The 21,062-nt window shown below is 70.8% G+C and carries 11 protein-coding genes and 1 pseudogene; 6 read left to right on the top strand and 6 right to left on the bottom strand.

From position 1 onward, the window contains the following. Positions 1–24: 24 nt before the first annotated feature. A pseudogene (locus ABCR83_RS10710) lies at positions 25–3,891 on the top strand (type I polyketide synthase); the annotation flags it as partial. Positions 3,892–3,942: 51 nt separating this feature from the next. Here ABCR83_RS10710 and ABCR83_RS10705 read toward each other — a convergent pair. Next, positions 3,943–4,491 carry a DUF1707 SHOCT-like domain-containing protein gene (locus ABCR83_RS10705; RefSeq protein WP_462694656.1) on the bottom strand — a complete coding sequence of 183 codons (549 nt, stop codon included), beginning with the start codon at positions 4,489–4,491 and terminating at the stop codon, positions 3,943–3,945. A 9-nt stretch (positions 4,492–4,500) separates the two neighbouring features. Further along, on the bottom strand, positions 4,501–5,382 hold the full coding sequence (locus ABCR83_RS10700; protein WP_462694655.1) for an MmyB family transcriptional regulator: 882 nt from the start codon (positions 5,380–5,382) through the stop codon (positions 4,501–4,503). A gap of 103 nt (positions 5,383–5,485) precedes the next feature. On the opposite strand from ABCR83_RS10700, the gene ABCR83_RS10695 reads away from it, so the two are divergent. The 5 genes from ABCR83_RS10695 (at position 5,486) to ABCR83_RS10675 (ending at position 14,827) form a co-directional block, all read left to right on the top strand. After that, entirely contained in the window at positions 5,486–6,187 is a 702-nt protein-coding gene (locus tag ABCR83_RS10695; protein ID WP_462694654.1) for an SDR family oxidoreductase, read from the top strand. A 189-nt stretch (positions 6,188–6,376) separates the two neighbouring features. Next, positions 6,377–8,011, top strand: coding sequence for a TIGR02677 family protein (locus ABCR83_RS10690; protein WP_462694698.1), 1,635 nt, complete (start codon positions 6,377–6,379; stop codon positions 8,009–8,011). Continuing rightward, positions 8,008–9,333: a TIGR02678 family protein gene (locus tag ABCR83_RS10685; RefSeq protein ID WP_462694653.1), complete on the top strand. Its 1,326-nt coding sequence runs from the start codon at positions 8,008–8,010 to the stop codon at positions 9,331–9,333. The genes ABCR83_RS10690 and ABCR83_RS10685 overlap by 4 nt, the downstream gene beginning before the upstream one ends. Continuing rightward, the gene (locus tag ABCR83_RS10680; protein WP_462694652.1) at positions 9,330–13,562 is read left to right on the top strand and encodes a TIGR02680 family protein; all 4,233 of its coding nucleotides are present in this window, start codon (positions 9,330–9,332) and stop codon (positions 13,560–13,562) included. Before ABCR83_RS10685 ends, ABCR83_RS10680 begins: the two co-directional genes overlap by 4 nt. Next, positions 13,559–14,827 (top strand): TIGR02679 family protein, encoded by a 1,269-nt coding sequence (locus ABCR83_RS10675; protein WP_462694651.1) that lies wholly within the window; start codon positions 13,559–13,561, stop codon positions 14,825–14,827. The genes ABCR83_RS10680 and ABCR83_RS10675 overlap by 4 nt, the downstream gene beginning before the upstream one ends. Positions 14,828–14,948: 121 nt before the next feature. Here ABCR83_RS10675 and ABCR83_RS10670 read toward each other — a convergent pair whose 3' ends face one another. The 4 genes from ABCR83_RS10670 to ABCR83_RS10655 form a co-directional block, all read right to left on the bottom strand. Next, positions 14,949–16,292, bottom strand: a complete 1,344-nt coding sequence (locus ABCR83_RS10670; protein ID WP_462694650.1) for a class I SAM-dependent RNA methyltransferase — start codon at positions 16,290–16,292, stop codon at positions 14,949–14,951. 131 nt (positions 16,293–16,423) lie between these two features. After that, entirely contained in the window at positions 16,424–18,478 is a 2,055-nt protein-coding gene (locus tag ABCR83_RS10665) for an APC family permease (protein WP_462694649.1), read from the bottom strand. Between the two features lie 83 nt (positions 18,479–18,561). Then, entirely contained in the window at positions 18,562–19,683 is a 1,122-nt protein-coding gene (locus ABCR83_RS10660) for a cytochrome P450 family protein (protein WP_462694697.1), read from the bottom strand. Continuing rightward, positions 19,665–21,020 carry a cytochrome P450 gene (locus ABCR83_RS10655; RefSeq protein ID WP_462694696.1) on the bottom strand — a complete coding sequence of 452 codons (1,356 nt, stop codon included), beginning with the start codon at positions 21,018–21,020 and terminating at the stop codon, positions 19,665–19,667. The genes ABCR83_RS10660 and ABCR83_RS10655 overlap by 19 nt, the downstream gene beginning before the upstream one ends. Between the last annotated feature and the right edge of the window lie 42 nt (positions 21,021–21,062).

The following is a 21,062-nucleotide window of genomic DNA, read 5'->3' as shown; positions in this document are numbered from 1 at the left end:
GTGCGGGGCAGTACTGAGGAGAAGCTGCTCGACTACCTCCGGAAGGTCACCGCGGAGCTGCGCGAGGCGCGCCGCCGGCTGCGCCGTGCCGAGTCGGCCGGCGAGCCACTCGCGATCGTGGGGATGGCGTGCCGCTTCCCCGGCGGCGTCCGCTCCCCGGAAGACCTGTGGCAGCTGACCCTGGACGGCGGCGACGCCATCTCGGACTTCCCCGCCAACAGGGGCTGGGACCTCGACGGTATCTACCACCCCGACCCCGACGCGCCGGGTTCTACGTACGCGCGCAAGGGCGGATTCCTGTACGACGCGGCCGAGTTCGACGCCGAGTTCTTCGGGATCTCCCCGCGTGAGGCGCTGGTGACGGACCCGCAGCAGCGGCTGCTGCTGGAGTGCTCCTGGGAGGCCTTCGAACGGGCCGGGATCGACCCGTCGGGGCTGCGCGGCAGCCGTACGGGGGTGTTCACGGGCGTGGTGCACCACGACTACGCGGCCTCGCGCGTACCGGCGTCCGTGGAGCCCTATCTGGTGACCGGTCTGTCGGGCGGCGTGGCCTCCGGTCGCATCGCCTACACGCTCGGTCTCGAGGGCCCCGCGGTGACGGTGGACACCGCGTGCTCGTCGTCGCTCGTGGCGCTGCACCAGGCCGCGCACGCGCTGCGCTCGGACGAATGCGAACTGGCGCTCGCCGGCGGCGTGACCGTCATGGCGACCCCGCGTCCCTTCCTGTCGTTCAGCCGACAGCGCGGGCTGTCGCCCGACGGCCGCTGCCGCGCCTTCGGAGCCGGCGCGAACGGCACGGGCTGGGCCGAAGGCGTGGCGGTGCTGCTGGTCGAGCGGCTGTCGGACGCGCGCCGCGCGAGCCACCGCGTGCTCGCGCTCGTCCGCGGCTCGGCGGTGAATCAGGACGGGGCCTCCAACGGGCTGTCCGCGCCCAGCGGCCCCTCGCAGCAGCGGCTCATCCGGCAGGCCCTCGCCCACGCGGGCCTGTCCGCGTGCGACGTGGACGCGGTGGAGGGGCACGGCACGGGAACCGCTCTCGGCGACCCGATCGAGGCGCAGGCCCTGCTGGCGACGTACGGTCAGGACCGCCCCGCGGAGCGACCGCTGTACCTGGGGTCGATGAAGTCGAACATCGGCCATACCCAGGCGGCCGCCGGAGTCGGCGGTGTGATCAAGATGGTGCAGGCCATGCGGCACGGTGTGCTGCCGCGGACGCTGTACGCCGACGAGCCGTCACGGCACGTCGACTGGTCGGCCGGTGCCGTGGAACTGCTGACCCGGGAGCGCACGTGGCCGGAGACCGGCCGCCCGCGCCGCGCCGCCGTCTCCTCCTTCGGTATCAGCGGCACCAACGCCCATGTGATCGTGGAAGCCGTCGCGGACGCCGAGGAGAGCCGGGACGAGGCGGCCGGGGGCCCGGTTCCCTGGGTCGTCTCGGGGCGGACGGCCGGTGCCGTACGGGACCAGGTCGGGCGGCTGCGCAGCCAGCTGGCGCGCACACCGGCGCCGGACCCACTCGATGTGGGCTTCACCCTCGCCCGCCGGACGGTGTTCGACCACCGCGCCGTGCTGCTCGCGGGAACGGGGATCCCGGCGGGGACGGAGATCAGGGGGACCCCGACGCCGGGCGGCACGGCGGTGCTCTTCACCGGCCAGGGCAGCCAACGGCCCGGCATGGGAAGGGAGTTGTACGGCAGGTTCCCCGTATTCGCCGAGACCTTCGACGAGGTTGCCCGGCTGACCGGACTGCCGCTCAAGGACGTGGTGTTCGGCGAACCGGCGGACGAACGCCTCAACAGGACGGCCTTCGCCCAGGTCGCCCTGTTCGCGGTGGAGACCTCTCTGTACCGGCTGCTGAGGTGGCTCGGCCTCGGCGTCGACGCCGTGCTCGGCCACTCCATCGGCGAGATCGCGGCAGCCCACGCGGCGGACGTGCTGTCCCTCCAGGACGCGTGCACCCTCGTGGCAGCGCGCGGCAGGCTGATGCAGGCACTGCCCGCGGGCGGCGCAATGGTCGCGGTGGCAACCACCGAGGAAGAGGCCCTGGAGGCACTGGAGCCGGTGCGGGACCGCGTGGGGCTCGCCGCCGTCAACGGCCCTTCCTCCGTCGTGGTCTCCGGAGACGAGGCGACCGTGCTGGAGCTCGCGGCGACCTGGCGCGAACGGGGCGTGCGCGCCAAGCGGTTGAACGTGAGCCACGCCTTCCACTCGCCGTTGACGGAGCCGATGCTGGACGGCTTCCGTACGGTGGTGACCGGGCTGGAGCTGAGGGAACCCACGCTGCCCGGCGTCCCGGCCGAAGCCGCCGGCCACGAGTACTGGGTGCAGCAGGTGCGCCGGCCCGTACGCTTTGCGGCCGCCGTGGCGCGCGCACGCGAACTGGGGGTCACGCACTGGTGCGAGGCGGGGCCCGACGGCGTGCTCAGCGCGCTGGCCCAGCGCGCCCTGGACGCGGACGCCGAGACGCAGGTGTTCGCCGCCACGCTGCGCGCGGGCCGCCCCGAGAGCGAGACGTTCCTGACGGCCCTGGCCCGGCTGCACGTCCATGGAGCGACGGTGGACTGGCGTCGGCTGTTCGCCCTGTGGGGCGGGCGCCTCACCGACCTTCCCACCTACCCCTTCCAGCGCCGGCACTTCTGGCTGAAGGAGACGGCCGACGGCCTGACTCCGGCTCAGCTACCCCCGCCTCGGGTACCCCCGCAGAGCATCCGGCAGGAACCGTTCGCGGACGACGCCCCCGGCACCGGGGCCGGCCTCGCGCGACTGTCCGGCGCCGCGCGGGCCACCGCACTGCTGGAGCTGCTGCGCGGGCAGCTGGCGGAGGTGCTCGGCCACTCCTCCGCCGAGGCGATCGCCCCCGACAGCACCCTCGGTGAGCTCGGCTTCGACTCGCTGACGGCGATCGAACTGCGCGGCCGCCTCAACCGGACGCTCGGCCTGCGCCTGCCCGCGACGCTCGTCTTCGACCACCCCGACCTGGAGTCGCTGGCCTCGTATGTACACGCCCGGCTGGCCGAGGGCACCGCGCCGGCGGCACCCGGCGGCCTGATCACACAGCTGTTCAGGGACCGGGGCGCGCAGGGCCGGCTGCGCGACGCCGCGGGAATGCTCGACGCCGCCGCGCGGCTGCGGCCGACCTTCACCACGCCCTCGGAGCCCGCGCGCGGGCAACGGCCCGTATGGCTGCGCCCCCGGCACGACGGCCCGCTGGTGGCGTGCGTGCCGTCGATCGGCGCGCTCTCGGGCGTGCACGAGTACGCCCGGTTCGCGGCGGGCCTCGGCGCCGCATGGAACGTCGTGGCCCTCCCGAACCCCGGGTTCGCGCCGGGCGAGCCGTTGCCCGCGTCCGTCGAGGCCCTGGCCGCATGGCACGCGGAGACGCTGCTGAAGACGGTGGAAGGCGGGCCGGTGCTGCTCGTCGGACGCTCCGCGGGCGGCTGGGTGGCCCACGCCGTCGCCGGGGCCATGAGCCGACGAGGCGGGCCGCCGCTCGGGGTCGCCCTGCTGGACACCCCCCCGGAGCCCGACGCCGAGCGAGCCCACGCGCTGATGGAGAACGGCGCATTCGCACACGACGGCGACTTCGCCACCCTGGACGACCACCGCCTCACCGCCATGGCGGCCTATGCCCGCCTCTTCGCCGACTGGCGGCCCGAGCCGGTCGGCGTCCCCACGCTGCTCGTACGGGCGACGACCCCGACCGCGGCCGACGGCGAGGGCCTCGCCTCCTGGCCGCTTCCCCACACGAGCACGGACGTCACCGGCGACCACTTCACCATGCTGGAGGAACACGCGGCCACCACGGCGAAGGCCGTGGCACGGTGGGCGGCACAACTCCGCCCACCCACCGGCGAGAACGACCGAGCGTCCGCGACCGCATCCGCCCGATAGATCGCCCTGGGGCAGCTTCACGGACGCCTCTTCATCGTGCCGGATGGAATCTCACCGCCGTGCGTGGCGGATCTTCAACCGTCCGAACCCCATGGTCCCGGAGATCCGGATCGTCGGCCCCGGCCCGTCGGGTCGGGACCGCCGCCGGGTTCTGTAGCGCAGGTCCTTCCACTGGGTGTGCAGACCCTCGACATCGACAATCGCGTCGCGAGGCACCGTGATCACGGCCCTGCCGGTGCCGAGTTGCAACTCGATGTCGACTACCGGATGCTCGATGAGCGCCCGGGACAGATCCAGGCGCACCCTTCCGAATGCGGACTCGACCTTGAGGGTGCGAGGCACCCGCCATGCGCCGCGCCGCTTGATCCGTCCACTGGCAGCGGCAATCGTGGACGTGGCTCCCGCCTTCTCCGCCGGGAGCGAGGACAGCGCCGGCACAAGCTCGCCGTGCGTCTTGGCGGTGAGCACTTGATGGAGGCGTTCGTCCATCTCCTCGTGCGAGATGTGCCCTTCGGTGTACGCCTCCTGCAAGCGCTGCACGGCCATGTCACGGTCGGCTTCGCTGATCGCTGACAGCGGGTTCTCCGGCAGAGGGGGCACCGTCCCACTCTAAGGGGTGTCCGGCACCTGGTGACCACCGGACGGCGACTTGCCCGACAGCGGAATGCCCTGTCCCACGCCCTCGGCGGCCATGCCCAGAAGCACCAGGGAGTCGTGTTCTGCCGTGCCGGGCACGGCCTGGTAGACCAGCATGCGTTGGCCGCTGTCGGCGGTGCCGAGTACTTCGTTGGCGAGGGTGAGCGGACCGATCACCGGGTGCCGGAAAGCGGTTTCGCCACCACGCTTGGCCCTTACCTCGTGCCGACGCCACAGTGCCGAGAACTCGTCGCTCGCCTCGGACAGTTCGGCGACCAGCGCGGCAGTCCGCTCCGAGGCGGTCAGCTCGGCCGTGTGCAGGTGGGCGACGCAGTTGCCGGTCACCCGGTCCCAGTCGGCGAAGAGCGCCCGGGCGGCCGGGTGCAGGAAGGTGTACCGGATCGTGTTGCGCTGTCCGGGCGGCCAGTCGCCGAGCCCGGGCATCAGTGCCAGGCCCTCCGGGTTGGCGGCCAGCACGTCGTTGACCTCGTTGAGCACATACGCCGGGCTGGGCCTGACCGACTCCAGCAGCAACTGCAGCCCGGGCCGGGCCGATTGCGCGTTGGTGGGCCTGCGGCGCGGTGTCCGGCCGGCTGCCCGGTCGGCGAGGGCGAGCAGGTGGGCGTGCTCGTCGTCGGTGAGCCGCAGGGCCCGGGCCAGCGCGGCCAGCACCGCATCACTGGGCGCGGTCTCCCGGCCCTGCTCGATCCGGATGTAGTAGTCCACGCTCACCCCGGCCAGCTCCTCGCGGCGCAGTCCGGGGGTACGCCTGATGCCCGGGCCGACGGGCAGGCCGACATCGGCCGGACCGATCCGCCCGCGCCGGATCCGGAGGAACTCCGCCATCGCGTTCATGCCACCGAGTGTGCCACCTGATGATCCATCCTCGGGTGGCCGTATCACCACCAGGAACGGCGCGGCCTTCCCGGCCCTCCGGGGCTCGGCGGAACCTCGGACCATGACCAACACAATGATCATTGGCGGCAGTTCCGGGATGGGCCTGGCCCTGGCACGGACGCTGCTCGCCGACGGTACGGATGTGACGATCGTCGGCCGGTCCGCGGACCGGCTCACCGCAGCCCGGGCGGAGCTGCACGGGCGGGTCCGTACCGTGCGTGCGGACATCGCCCGGGAACAGGACGTGGCCGAACTGTTCGCCCGGGCAGGACAAGTGGAGCACGTGGCGGTCACCGCCGCGGACGCGACCGGGGTGTACGGCCATACCGCCGACGTCGCCACCGCAACCGCCCGGGCCCTCGTGGACACCAAGCTGCTCGGCGCCTGGCTGGTCGGCAAGTACGCGTCCGGGCATGTGACCGGATCCGTCACCTACACCTCGGGCATCAACGCCTACCGGCCGAACGGATCCAACACCATCGTGGCCGCGGCCAACGGCGCGCTCGCATCACTGGCGTACGGGCTGGCGGTCGAACTGGCGCCGGTGCGCGTGAACGTGATCTCGCCCGGCTGGGTGGACACCCCCATCTGGGACCAGCTCGGCATGGACAAACAGACAGCCTTCGCCGAGCTGGCCGAGCGACTCCCGGCCCGGCGCATCGGCACTCCCGACGACATCGCCCAGGCGTTTGTGTCGGTGATGCGGAACGCATTCATCACCGGAACAGTGCTGCACGTCGACGGTGGCCACCGCCTCACCTGAGTGTCCGGTCCGCGGTGATCATCCCTTGCGAGTTCGGCGGCTCGCACAGTGTGCCGAGCCCGGGGACATGCGGATCACCGTCAGCGGTGGCCGATCCCCTGGCCCCGAAGGCTCGCGCCATGAAGGAACCGCACCGGCTTCACCACAAAGCACCGGCCGTTGTCAGTGCGCATGCGTAGCCTCGTGCTCATGGAGGAATCGTCGCAAGAGCCGTCCTCAGGAGCCGAGCACGACGGAGCCTGGCAGCGGCTGACCGCTTACGCGTATCTCAGCGCGCCTGAGCGGCTGGAACACGTCGCGATCATGCGAGTGTTCTGCGGGACGCTCCTGGCCGACATGGCGGTGCCCGATGTGTCGGCACGGCTCGCCGACTCGGGCGGACCGGCCGCGGGACTCGATGCCGAGACGCTTACCGTCCGGCTGGAACAGCTGGTGCGTTGGGGCAACCTGCTTCGCAGCAGCCACGCCGTGAAGGCATCGAGCATCACCGAGTACCAGCGGTCCCGGTCTCGCTACCAGCTGACCAAGCTGGGCGAGCGGATCCAGCGGGATACGGACGCAGTCCTGGCGGGAGCGGACGCTGCCCGCGAGGTGAGCAGCGAGTTGCTGGCACTCGTCGAGCGTGGGCTTCGCGAGCTGTCCGAGCTCGTCCAGAGGCCTGGCGGAGTGGAGCCGCAGGACGCGCTCGAGCGGGTCAGCACGGTCTTTGTGCAGTTCACCGAGTTCGCGGACTCGGTCAGGGACTTCTACGCCTACCTGGGCCAAGTGCTGGCGCGGTATGACCTGGACGGCGCGGAGTACCAGGGCTTCAAGGAGTTGCTGCTGGATTACGTCGAGGCCATCACGGAGGATGTGGCTTTCCGTGCGCCCCGGATCGCCGCGGTTCTCAACGGCCTGTGGCCACGGCTTCCCGGCCTCTTGAATCGTCTCGATGCTCATGCCCGGGGCCTCACGGTGCCATCGCCCGGTCCGGAAGGGCAGCCGGATATCCGAGTGCAACGCAGCCGGGGCCGCGAGATGGCGGACTGGGAGGGGCTGCTCGGCTGGTTCACCGATGTCGAAGGACAGGGGAGCCAGGTCGATCAGCTGCGCGATGCCACCTTGCGCGCCCTCCAGTCGCTGCTCGCGAACGCCAAGCGAATGTTGCGCTCGGCTTCGGGTGAGATGTCACGGCGCAAGGATCTGCTACGCCTCGCCCGGTGGTTCGACGAGGCGGCCCCGGACGACGCACATGACATCGCGGTGGCAGCTTTCGGCCTGTACAGCGCTCGGCATCTGAGCTTCCCGCCGGCCCCGGACGAGGTGGTGCCCGCATACACGAGCTGGTGGACCGGCCCAGTCGTCGAAGTCCCGGTAGCGCTCCGCGAGCGGGGCAGCCGCGCCCAGCGTGGCCGGGCATCGGCCGTTGAGGACCATTCCCGGCAGAAGCGACGGCTCCAGCAGGCCGCACGCGACCGGGCGGCTGCCAGACGGGCAGCCGCAGCTGAACTGCGCAGCGCTTCCGGGCGCTTCGCGCAGGTCCGGCTCACCGCCGCCGCCCTCACGTTGTTGCTGGAACTGCTGGCAACGGCGTTGGGCAACGCTCAGCTCCGGCGGGCCGAAGGCTCGGGCACGGGGCAGACCCACGGCTTCGCCTTGGATGCTGCGCACAGCGAGGACGCGGAGCTTGGCATACGTCTCACGGTTCGGCGCATACCCGGTGCGCAGACCGTGCTGGACTCCGTTGACGGGGAGTTGCTCCTGGACGAGCTGGAGCTCACCGTCGAAGGTGCCGCTGCCTCGGAAGGATCGGAGAGAAGGGAGACGGGGGTGAGCGCATCGTGACACTCCCTTCGACGCACGATGTCGCCCTCGCGGCAGAACGCCGCAGTGCCGGCCGCCTGTTGCTCGCGCACCCACTGGTGACGGCGAACGGCCCGCACGCCGATCTGTTTCCGCTGATCCGCAGACACGCCGAATGGCTTGGGAAGCGCTTCCAGCAGGTCCTCGGCTACCGACTCCTCGTCGACACCTCCTACGCCCGGTTGTTCAAGGCCGGGCTGGGCACCGGCACCGGGCATCGGCTGGAGCGTTCCACGGGCACGCCCTTCACTCCACGCACCTACGCCTGCCTCGCCCTGGCGCTCTCCGTATTGGTGACGGCCCCCGAGCAGCTACTGCTCTCACGGCTGGTCGCCGACATCAAGGCCGCCGCAGCCGACGCAGGCATTGAGCTGGAGGGCACCGGCAGGGCAGCGGAGAAGCGGACCCTGGCGGCGGCGTTGCGCCGGCTGGTCGACTGGGGGGTGCTCACGGAGACCGAAGGCAGCGTGGGCGCGGTCACGCAGGAGGACGGCGGCGAAGCGCTGATCACGGTGGACCGGGAGATCGCCCGTGCTGTCGTCGCCGGTCCGCTCGCGCAGAGCCGGGACGGTGCCGACCTGGTACGCCGGGCCGCGGACCCCGGTTTCGGCGGTCCCCGTACGTACGTGCGCCGGATGCTGGTGGAGACACCGGCTGTCTACCTCGACGAGCTGACCGACGCCGAGCGTGACTGGCTGCGGACCCGGCAGCGCCGTGAAGCCCAGGCGTTTTTCGAGCTGCTCGGTCTGGAGACCGAGATCCGGGCCGAAGGCGTGGTGCTGGTGGACCCGGAGGAGGAGGTGACCGATCTGCACCTTCCTGGTACGGGAACCGTCGCCCAGGCCGGGCTCCTCCTGTTGGAGCAGCTGGTGGAACGGCTGCGGCCCGAGGAACCAGGACACCCGGCGACCGGTGGCCGACTGGTGATCGGGGTGGCCGTTCCGGACGGTCTGGTGAAAGAACTCCTGGCCGGGCTGGTCACGGAGTACGGGCAGCGCAGCAACTGGCAGCGTGGATATGTGGAGGACCAGGACGCCCTGCGGGAGGCTGTGCTGGACCTGCTCGTCCGCATGCGGCTCGTGGCCCGCGCCGGCCCGCTCCGCTCCGCTGGGGAGGGCCTGCCCGAAGGATATGACGGGGCGGCCCCGGAGGGCCGTCCCATCACCGAAGTCACCGGGGCGCGCGCCCAGGAGAGCGGCCTGGTCCTTCTCGCCGCTGCTGCCCGCTACGCCACTCGCATCACCGTCCACCAGGCTGTCGGGGGGCCACCCGATGCCGACGTACAGCAGGAGCTGCCGCTATGAGCCCGGGTTCGAGTGCCGCCATTCCCTTGCAGCGTTCCGCCGCACCTTCCGCTCACCGATTCCGGCTGCACCGCGCGGGCATTCGCAATGTCTGGCAGTACGACGAGCAGGAGTTCTCGTTCGGCGACGGACGGCTGCTGCTGCGCGGGAAGAACGGCGCGGGCAAGTCCAAGGCGCTGGAGATGCTGCTGCCTTATCTGCTGGACGGCGATGCCCGGGCCCTGGACGCGACGGGCACCGGCCGGACCACTCTCGCCTGGCTGATGCTGGACGGCTTTGAACAGACGAACCGCCTGGGGTATCTGTGGGTCGAATTCCATATGACGGCAGCTGACGGAGACGACCGTTACCTCACCCTCGGTGCCGCGATCCGGGCATCAAAGTCGGCCAAGAAGGCCGTCCCGGCCTTCTTCATCACCCCGCTCCGGGTCGGCGAGGACCTTTGCCTGGTGGAGGGAGGCAAGCCGCTGTCGGTCGACAGGCTCAAGGAAAGAATCGGCGCGGCCAATGTGACGGAGCGAGCCGTTCAGCATCGGTCCCGTGTCGCCCGCGAGCTTTTCGGCATCACTGACACGACCCGTTATCGCAACCTCACCCAGCTTCTGCACCGGCTGCGACGCCCCACCATCGGTGATCGCATCGAATCCGGCGGGCTCGTCTCCGTGCTGAGCGAGACACTGCCGGGGCTGGACGAAGAAATCGTGGAGAAAGTGGCACGCAACCTCCATGACCTGGACGCCGTACGGGATGAACTCGGCCGGCTGGAACGGACCGATGCGGCGCTTCGCGCCTTCCTCACCAACTATCGCGGCTACCTGGTCGGTGTTCTGCGCAGAGCCTCCGACGGCGTGATTCGCGAACTCGACACCCTCGCACAGCGGCGCAGGGAAGCCGGAGATGCCGCCAAGCGAACGAACGGTCTGCGCATCGAGGAGCAGAAGGCCGACGAACGTCTCCGTACCTTGCGGGAGAACCACCAGGCTGCGCAGTCCGAGCTCGACGCCCTTCACGCGAGTGAGGGATACCGCAGCCTGTCCGAGCTGTCCGAGCGCCGCAACACGGTGACCGCGTTGCACACCGCGGCCGACACGGCATTCTCCTCCCTGCTGAGCGCACATCGCGCCGAGGGGAGTGCGGCGGACCAACTGGCCGAAGGTACCCGGCGCTTGGGAAAGCGAATCGGTGAACTCGCCACGGAACACCGGGAACTCCTTTCCGAGGCCGAAAAGGCAGGTCTGCCGACAGGCCATCTCGGAGACGCGGTCACACTCCGGCACAACGACCTCGGCGGGGCAGCAGAGCTGGAACTCTCCGGTCCTGCTGATGAGACCCGGACCGTGCGTCACCGACGGGTGATCGTGCCGGACACGGCGGCCACCGAAGCGGCCTTGGAGGCATGGCACGGGCAACTGGAGAATTCCCAGCCGGTGGTGAGGCACCGCCTGAGGATGGTGCAGGAAGTGGACGGCCTCGCCGCCAAGGCCCGCAAGGCCCTGACCGACGCCTCCCTGGCGGATGCCGAACGGGAGCGTCTGGAGGGTGAAGTCGAGCAGGCGGCCGACCGTCTCGAAGAGAGCCGTACCCGAGCTGCTGGAGAGAGCGACGCATACGCCCATGAGGTGGGCGAGTGGGCGGAGCGTACATCCGCCGCGATCGGACCGGACCGTCCTTCGCTGCACACTGTCCAGGCAGCGGTCCGCTGTGAGACCTCAGCCTGTGCGTCGTTCGCGGAACGAGTTCTGCCCGCGGGAATCGATGGGGAAGCTCAGCAGGTCGCTCACGCCGTGCTGGACCCGTACGGCGAGGATCTCACCCACCGGCGGGACGACCTTGCCCTGAGCGTGAGCAAGCTTGCCGAGGAGCGCGATCGGCTCCTTGAGCAGCAGAGGGAATGGGAGCAGCGCACCGACCCGGAGCCACCTGTTCCGTACCACCGCGTCGCGAAGCGGGCGCCCGGCACAGGGGCACCTTTCTTCCGGCTGGTGGATTTCACCGAAGGTCTCTCCCCGGCCGAACAGGCAGGCTTGGAAGCGGCCTTGGAAGCGAGCGGCATCCTGGACGCGTGGGTCACCACAGGCGGGACCGTTCTCGATCCGCTCACACACGACATTCTGTTCGTCCCGGCGACAGTGGCACCGGACGGGCCGACGCTGGCCGATGCGCTGCGGCCCGTCGCGCATCCCGAGAGCGGCATCACCGCCGAACAGGTCGAGTCCGTTCTGCGCTCCGTCGCGCTCTCGTCGGCCGGGAAGACCACAGCGGCCGGCGCGGTGCACTACGACGGCAGTTGGCGTCTTGGTGTCGTCCGCGGCCGGCATCTCAAGGACGGCGTCGAGTACGTGGGTGCTGCCGTACGTGCCGAGACCCGCCGCCGGAAGCTGGCCGAGCTGAAGCAGGAGCTGGCCGACGCGGAGCAACAACTCACCGTCGATCGTGGCCGGCTGAGCGAGATCGAGTCATGGCGTCGGGCCTTTGCCCTCGGTTTGCGGAAGTTCCCGCAAGCACGGCGCCTGGCTCGTGCCTGGTCCCAGGTCGAGGACGCGGAGTCCGCCGTGCGGACCCTGAGTGGCAAGGCGGCCCACGCCACACGCGCGGCCGAGGAGGCCCGCACTCGTGCCGTTGCCGCTCGCGGCAAAGCAGAGGCGACCGCGACCGCCCACGATCTCCCGGCCGATCCCGACGCCCTGTCGCGGGTACGGACGGCGCTGACAACCCTGCAAGGTGGCATCGGGCACCTGAGCCGGGCCATCCGCAGCACGACTGCAGACCTCGGCAGTAGCCGAGCCGAACTCACAGCGTACGAGCGCACTCACGCTGACCGCCTGGGGGCGGCGCGCGACTATCAGCTCCGCCTCGATGAACTGCGCCCGGCACGTCGGGCCCTCCATACGCTGGAAGAGACCATCGGATCCACCGAAGACGAGATCCTGGCGCGCGAGGAGCAGACCAGGCAACGCATCACAGCTGCCGCTCGTGCCATGCCGGAAGCCCAGCGCGCCCTGGGCGAGCTCCACGACCAGAGAGTTCGTGCCGAGGAGAAGGAAGGAAGTCACCGCGAGCAGTTGGTGACACAGGAAGCCGCGGTCATCGAGACCGGGAGCACGCTGCGTCGTGCGCTCGCCAGGCCGGAGGTGCTGCGCGGCGCGGGGGTGGAGCGATCGGCCTTGCCCGAGCCCCCCGAGGGCGAACCCATGGCAGATGCCCGGATCCGGATACGAGCGCTGCGCGAGCTCGCCGACGCCGTGAAGGGCCGTCTCGACCAGCCGAAGAGCGACGTGTCGGACAGCATATTGCTCAACCGGCACACCGAGCTTCGTGACCAACTCGCCGGTGGGTACGACGCGCAGCTCGAAGAGCTGGATGGGATCAAAGTCTGCCGACTGCTCGACGACCACGGCTCCCACGATGTCGCGCTCGTCGGCGAACGGATAGCCGACCAGGCAGCGGTGGCCCGCGGTCGGCTCACCGAGCGGGAACGTGAAGTCTTCCAGCGCTTCCTCGCGGGCGAACTCGGCGACCACTTGTCGGCGCAGGTCATCGCCGCCGCGAATCTGGTCGCCGCCCTCAACGGCACGCTGAAGACCGTGCGCACGTCACACGGTCTCGGTGTGGAGCTGCAATGGAAGCTCGACGACGATGCCGATGCCGATGTGCAAGCAGCCGTCGAGCTACTGCGCAGCCCCTCGGGGCTTCGGACCCGCGAGCAGACCGAGCGGCTTCTCGAGGTGCTTCAGCGGCGGGTCGAGGATGCCCGCAGAGCCGATCCGTCCGCCGGCTATGCCGCACATCTGCGCACTGCCCTGGAATACCGTGGTTGGTTCCGCTTCCACATCTTCGTGGTCGAGGATGCAACCCCGGGCCGCAAACGCAGACTCACCGGCCGCACCGGGCTCAGCCAGGGCGAGCAGCGCGTGCTCTCCTACCTTGTGCTCTTCGCCGCGGCCGCCGCCCACTTCACGACTCTCGGCGAAGCCACACCGCACGCGCCACGGCTGATCCTCCTCGACGACGCCTTCGCCAAGGTCGACGAGCCCACCCATGGGCGACTGGGCCGGATCCTCGTCGATCTCGATCTGGACTTCGTCCTCACCAGCGAACGGCTCATGGGCAACTGGCCCGAGGTGCCTTCCCTGGACATCTACGAGTGCCTTCGTGATCCCCACGTACGCGGTGTGGCCACCCTGCACTACGCATGGAACGGCCGCCAACGGCGCCTGGTGTCGGTATGAGCGCGCTCCCGGCCGGGACACGTGACTGGCTGACCGGGCCGGGCCTCGACCGCCTGTGGAACGCGGCCCGCAAGCGCCTGGAGGGCAACGGCCTGCAGGCCACCGGCGCACTGCGCATGACCGGGCTCCAGGCTCAGGAAAGGACCGCCCTGTCCCAGCTGTTGGGCAGGACGCTGACCAGTGGCACGGTGACCGTACGACTCGACGCACTGGATACGCGGCTCCGTGACTCGGCCGTCGGCCTCGGGCTGGTCGAGACCCTTTGTGCCCTCGGGCCACCGCTGACCGATCGTCGCGCGGTCCGGGCAGGTGCCGAAGCCCGGCGCGAGCAGGTGTGGTCATCGGTCGCGGCATGCCTGAATGCCTCGCCCTTACGCGCGGAGGCCTGGGCCCGTCAGTGGTACGACGAGCTCCGACGCGTGGGTGTGCCCCGAGGGGTCACCCCGGAGACCGCGGTCCGGACTCTCCGGCAAGCCGTGCACGTGCTCACCGTGCTTCTCGGACAAGAACGGTCAGGTGCACGCGGTCGTGGAGAACTGGCCGCAGAAGCGACCGGATCCGCGCACGGTCTGGACGACGGGACGTGGCTCGCCCGACTCGTCCAACGAGGCATCGCTCTCGCCCATGGCGCCGAGCTCCCCGACAACGCCGCCGGGCGGCGCGCCCTGTGGCGCCTGGCAGCCGTTACTCCGGACGAGGTCTCCAGCACCGTGCTCACCTACGGACTACGGCCGGAAGGGGATGGCTGGCGCGAACGCGCCCTGCAAGAAAGGGCGTTGCACCACTCGGAAACCCACCTCACCCTGCGCGACCTGCGCGACCTGCAGCTGGCATTGCCGCCCGGCACCCTGATCCGTATCTGTGAGAACCCCCGCGTAGTGGAAGCCGCCGCTGACGCTGCCTGCTCTCAGCCACTCGTCTGCACGTCCGGGAGCTCCGCCACGGTGGTACTCAGCCTCCTCGACACCCTCGCTGCCGCTGACTGCCGCTTCGCCTATCACGGCGACTTCGACTGGCCCGGCGTCGCATTGGCCAACCGGATCATCCACCGCTACAGCGCCCGTCCCTGGCGGCTGACCGCCGAGGACTACGAACAACTTGCCGCCCACAGCCAGTCCCAGAGCGTTCCCCGGCTCCCACTCGTCGGCCAGCCCGTAGCAGCGGACTGGGATCCGGGCCTGGCTCCTGCGATGAGCGCCCTGGGCATCGCCCTCCATGAGGAAGCCACTCTCGACCTCCTTCTGGAAGATCTCGGCAAGGCCTGAGACCCATGGCAATCCGCAATCAACTCCGCATCGACGGCAGCAGCACCAGGGCGTCGTATTCGCGACGCCTGAAGGAGGCTGGTTCTCCAGCCGCCAACCGCCTCTCCGGGAAACCTGCAGGTCAGGCGTCCTTCGCCAGCGGCTTCAAAATCGCGACGCACTCCACATGATGCGTCATCGGAAACAGATCGAACGCCCGCAGCGTCACCGGCTTGTACCCCGCCTCCGCGAAGTACGCCAAGTCCCGCGCCAGGGCCGCCGGGTCACACGCCACGTACGCGATGCGGCGCGGGCCCAGGCCGGCCAGCCGGCGAACCGTCTGCTTGCCCGCACCCGCGCGTGGGGGGTCGAGGACGATGAGGTCGGCGGAGTCGATGCCGGTGCGCGGCAGGACCTGCTCGACCTTGCCGTGCTCGATGCGGACGCGGTCGAGGTCCTGGAGGTTGTGGCGGGCGTCCTCCGCGGCGCGCTTGCCGGACTCGATGCCGAGCACGGCGCCCTTGTCGCCCACTCGTTCGCCGAGTGCGCCCGCGAAGAGGCCGACGCCGCAGTAGAGGTCGAGGGCCATGTCGCCCTTGCGGGGCATCAGGCCCTGCATCACGGCCTCGACCAGCATGTCGGCGGCCTTGGGGTGGACCTGCCAGAAGCCGCCCTCGGCCACCCGCCAGGTGCGGCCGATGGCGCGCTCGCGGACGAAGGGGCGGCCGTGGACGCGGTGGATGCGCTGGGCGCCTTCCCGTCCGTGGGACTCCCCGACGCGCAGGACGGAGACGGGCTTGTCGAGTTCGACGATGGGGAGGCGGCCGCCCGGCTCGGGAGTGAGGATCACCTGCCGGTCGCCGGAGCCGGAGGCGGCGATCGCCTCGACCGAGGCGAGTTGCGGCCAGTCGCGCCGCTCGATGCCCAGTTCAGTGACGCCGGGGGCGGCGATCAGGCAGCGGTCGATGACCTGGACCTCGTGGGAGCGGTGCTTGCGCAGGCCCGCATGGCCCTCGGCGTCGATCGCGTACTGGACGCGGGTGCGCCAGGCGGGGACCTGGCCCGCGGGGAGCTTGTCGCCCTCGGCCGGCACGACCGTGCCGTCCCAGCCCGCCTCCTCGGGGGTCAGGCCCGCGAGGCGCTTGAGCTGCTCGGCGATGACCTCGCCCTTGAGCCGGCGCTGGGCACCCGGCTTGGCGTGCTGCCAGTCGCAGCCGCCGCACTTGCCGGGGCCGGAGAAGGGACAGGGGGCCTCGACGCGGTCCTTGGCCGGGTCGAGGACTTCGACCGCGTCGGCGCGCAGGTAGCGGGAGGTCTCCTCGCCCTCGGTGACCCGGGCGACGACGCGCTCACCGGGGAGGGCGTGCCGTACGAACAGCACCCGTCCCGACTCGGTGCGGGCCACGCAGTGGCCGCCGTGGGCGACCGGGCCGACCACTACCTCGTACTCCTGGCCGACCAGCGACTTCGTCGGTTCCGTCTGCATGGTGGAAGAGCTCCTGAGGTGGGTGGGGCGGCTGGACAACAGCCGCTCAGTCTACGTCCAGCCCGCCCGTCACTCCGACCGATGAGCCACCGACCGATGAGCCACCGGCCGATGAGCCACCGGCCGGTGCGCTACTTCCTGGTGGTGGTCTTCTCCTTCCTCGGCGGCCCGACCGGGCCGCGGCGCACCGAGCCGGGGGCGTTCCACTCGGCGCGCTTGCGGGCGCGGCGGCGGGCCGCCTCGGAGGAGTCGAGCTGCCAGGGCACGGAGGTGACCATCACGCCCGGGGTGAAGAGCAGCCGGCCCTTCAGCCGCAGTGCGCTCTGGTTGTGCAGCAGGTGCTCGTACCAGTGGCCGACCACATACTCCGGGATATAGACGCTGACCGCGTCGCGCGGGCTCTCCTTGCGCAGGCTCTTGACGTAATCGATGATCGGCCGGGTGATCTCGCGGTAGGGCGAGTCGAGGATCTTCAGCGGTACGTCGATGCCATGGCGCTCCCACTCGGCCTGGAGCGCCTTGGTCTCGGCGGTGTCGACATTGACGCTCAGCGCCTCCAGGGGACCGGACGAGCGCATCAGCTTGGCGTAGGAGAGGGCGCGCAGCGTGGGCTTGTGGATCTTCGAGACCAGGACGATGGAGTGCACCCGGGAGGGGCGCACCACATCGTCACCGGCGCCCTCCTCGGCGGCGATCTCCTCGGCGACCCGGTCGTAGTGGCGGCGGATGGCGGTCATCACCGCGTACCAGCCGACCATGCCGAGGACGGCGACATACGCGCCGTGCGTGAACTTGGTCAGCAGGACGATGACCAGGACCAGGGCCGAGAAGACCATGCCGAAGGCGTTGATGGCGCGCGCCCGGTGCATGCGGCGGCGGGCGGCCCGGTCGGTCTCCGCGGCCAGGTGGCGGTTCCAGTGCTTGACCATGCCGCCCTGGCTGAAGGTGAACGAGACGAAGACGCCCACGATGTACAGCTGGATCAGCTTGGTCGAGTCCGCGCCGAAGGCATAGATCAGGGCGCCCGCCAGCAGGGCGAGGAGCACGATGCCGTTGGAGAAGGTGAGCCGGTCGCCGCGGGTGTGGAGCTGGCGCGGGAGGAAACGGTCCTGCGCGAGGATCGAGCCAAGCACCGGGAAGCCGTTGTAGGCGGTGTTGGCGGCCAGGAAGAGGACCAGGGCGGTGGCGGCTGCGAGGAAGACGAACGCGACCGAACCGCTGCCGAAGACGGCCTCGGCGACCTGGGCGATGACCGGGTTCTGGGTGTAGTCGGCGCCCGCCGGCTTGCCGTTGACCAGCAGGTCGGTCGCCGGGTTCTCGGCCATCTTGACCTTGGTGGTCATGGCCAGCGCCATGATGCCCACGAACATCACGATCGCCAGCAGGCCCATCAGGGACAGGGTCGCGGCGGCGTTCTTGCTCTTGGGCTTGCGGAAGGCGGGGACGCCGTTGCTGATCGCCTCGACACCGGTGAGCGCGGCACAGCCGGAGGAGAAGGCACGCAGCAGCAGGAACACCAGCGCGAGTCCGGCCAGTCCGGCGTGCTCCGGGTGGATCTGGTAGCCGGCGGTGGGGGCGCGCATGGAGTCGCCCAGGACCAGGCCGCGGAAGCCGCCCCAGAAGACCATGAGGATCACTCCGCCCACGAACGCGTAGGTGGGGATCGCGAAGAGGGTGCCGGATTCCCGGACGCCGCGCAGGTTCATCACCATCAGCAGGGCGATGATGACCAGTGCCACGAGCACCTTGTGCTGGACGGCGAAGGGCCAGGCCGAGCCGAGGTTCTCCACGCCGGAGGCGACCGACACCGCGACGGTGAGGACGTAGTCGACCAGCAGTGCGCTGGCGACGGAGAGCCCGGCCCTGCGGCCGAGGTTGGTCGTGGCGACCTCGTAGGCACCGCCGCCGCTGGGGTAGGCGTGCACGGTCTGCCGGTACGAGGCGACGACCGTGACCATCAGGGCGACGATGGCGAGGGTGATCCACAGGCTGTAGTGGTAGGCCGACACTCCCGCCACGGACAGGACGAGCAGTACTTCACCCGGCGCGTACGCCACGGAGGAGAGGGGGTCGGATGCGAAGACGGGGAGTGCGATGCGCTTGGGGAGAAGGGTCTCTCCCAGCCTGTCGCTGCGCAGCGCCCGCCCGATGAGGATCCGTTTCGGGAGGTCGGTCAGTTTGGACACAACAGAGGATCGTAAGGGTTCCGTATTGACTGCGCCCCACCGCCACCCGATCCCGCGGAATCCGGTAGGGGCGCGGCCTCCGGTCAGCCGTGCAGCCGGGCGGGCAGGGACCGGTGGCCGTTGGAGATGAAGGAGTCCACGTGCTCCAGCTCCTCGGGGGCGACGGCGAGGGTGAGGTGGGGGAAGCGGCCGAAGAGGGCGGGCAGGGCGATGGCCGCCTCGAGCCGGGCGAGGGGCGCGCCGAGGCAGTAGTGCACGCCGTGGCCGAAGGCGAGGTGGTCCTTGGTGGCGCGGGTCACCTCGAATCGGCCGGCGTCGGTGCCGTGCAGTTGGGGGTCCCGGCCGGCGGCGGCGTAGGCGGCGACGATGGCGTCGCCCTTGCGCAGGATGGTGCCGCCGTCGAGTTCGATGTCCGCCACGGCATAGCGCAGGGGCAGGCTGGCGACGGGGGCCTCGACGCGGAGCGCCTCCTCGATCACGTCGTCCCAGCCGGCCTTGCCGTCGCGGACCAGGGCGAGCTGGCCGGGGTGGGTGAGCAGGGCGTGAATGGCGTTGTCGAGGAGGTTGACGGTGGTCTCGTGCCCGGCGCTGATCACCAGCAGCAGGGTGTCCACGAGTTCCTGCTCGGTCAGGCGGGCGTCGCCCTCCTCCTCGCGGGCGGAGATCAGAGCGCTGGTCATGTCGTCGCCGGGGGTGGCGCGTTTGCCGGCGACCAGGTCGCCGAGGAGTTGATGGAGCTCGGCGTAGGTGGCGGTGACCTCGTCGGGGTCGGCCGAGGTGTGGAAGACGGAGTCGACGCAGCGGCGCAGCCCCTCGCGCATGGCCTCGTCCGCGACGCCGAAGAGCTCGCAGATGACCTGGATGGGGATGGGATAGGCGTAGCGCTCGCGCAGGTCCACGGTGGCGCCGGGTTCGGTGGCGGCGAGGTTGTCGAGGAGGCCGGCGGCCAGCCGCTCGATGCGCGGGCGCAGGGCGGCGGTGCGGCGGGCGGTGAACGCCTTGGCGACGAGGGAGCGCAGCCGCCGGTGGTCGTCGCCATAGGCGGTGAACATGTTCTGCACCGCGACCCAGGTGAAGAGCGGCCACTCCGGGGAGATCTCACCGTTGATCCACTTGGGCCAGTGGCGGCGGGGGTCCTTGGAGACCCGTGGGTCGGTGAGCAGCTGCTTGAGCAGGGGCTGGGTGCTTATTGCCCACGCCACCACGCCGCCAGGGAGCTCCACGGGGGTCGCCGGGCCGTGGGCGCGGATGCGGGCGGCCTCGGCGTGGATGTCCCGGCCGGAGGGGTCGATCGAGACGGGGCGGGGCCGGCGTTCCATCGGCTGTCTCCTGGGGGCTCGGCTGGCTGGTACGGGGACGGATGGTGCGGGTGGACGGGCACGGGTACCGGCGGGAAGCGCACCGGCAGGGCGGCCAGGGCGCGGTGGAAGGGGCCGGGCCGCCAGGCCAGCCGACGGGCCGGTATGGCGAGTTCCAGGTCGGGGAGCCGGTCCAGGAGCCGCTCGACGGCCGCGGCGGCGATCAGCCGGGCGGGGTCCTTGGCGGGGCAGTGGTGCGGTCCGGCGCTCCAGGCGAGGTGGGCGCGGTTGCCGGTGCGCTGGTCGGAGTGGAGGGCGGGGTCGGTGTTGGCGGCGGCGAAGCTGACCACGACCGGCTCCCCCGCGCGCAGCCGGGTGCCCGCGAAGTCCAGGTCCTCGACGGGATAGTGGACACCGTAGTTGGCCATCGGCGGGTCGAGCCAGAGGACTTCGTCGAGCGCGTCCTCGACCGGGGTGCTGCCGCCGGCCAGGTCGCCGGCGAAACGGTCGTCGGAGAGCAGCAGCCGCAGGGCGTTGGCGATGAGGTTCTGCTGGGGCTCGGTGCCCGCGCCGATGAGGACGACCAGCTGGTGGAGCATCTCCTCGTCGGTGAGCTGGGCGGGGTGGGCCATCAGCCAGGACGTCATGTCCGCGCCGGGCGTCCGGCGCTTGAGGGCGATGAGTTCGACGAGGCTGCCGGTGATGAGCTCATTGGCGCGCTCGGCGTCGACGGCATCGAAGATGCCGGAGAAGCCCTCGACCAGCCGGTCGCCGAGTTCCGGCGGGCAGCCGAAGAGCTGCTGGAAGACGAGCAGCGGCAGGACCTTGGCGTAGGAGCCGAGCAGGTCGGCCTGGCCGGCGGTGGTGAACTGGTCGATGAGGGCGTCGGCGCTGCGCTCGACATAGCCGCGCAGGGCGTTGGGGTCGATGCGGTCGAGGCTGTCGCTGACGGCCTGGCGGTAGCGGCGGTGGGCGTCGCCGTCGGAGAACAGGCAGTTGGGCCGGTAGGCCATCATCGGCAGGACCGGGTTGTCCGGGGCCACCCGGCCGTCGGCCAGGGAGCGCCAGCGGCGGGCGTCCTTGGCGAACCGGTCGGGGCTGCGCAGGACTTCGAGGGCGGCCCGGTAGTCGGTGACCAGGGTGGCGTGTGCTCCCGGTGCCAGTTCCACGGGGGCGAGCGGGCCGTACCGGCGCAGCCGCCGGTAGACGGCGTGCGGGTCGGCGGCGAAGTCGGGGCCGTGCAGGGCGACGGTGCCGCCCTGGTGTGCGGGGCAGCCCGGGGGCGG

Source organism: Streptomyces xingningensis (genome assembly GCF_054957865.1).
This window is presented reverse-complemented; position numbering and strand designations above follow the sequence as displayed.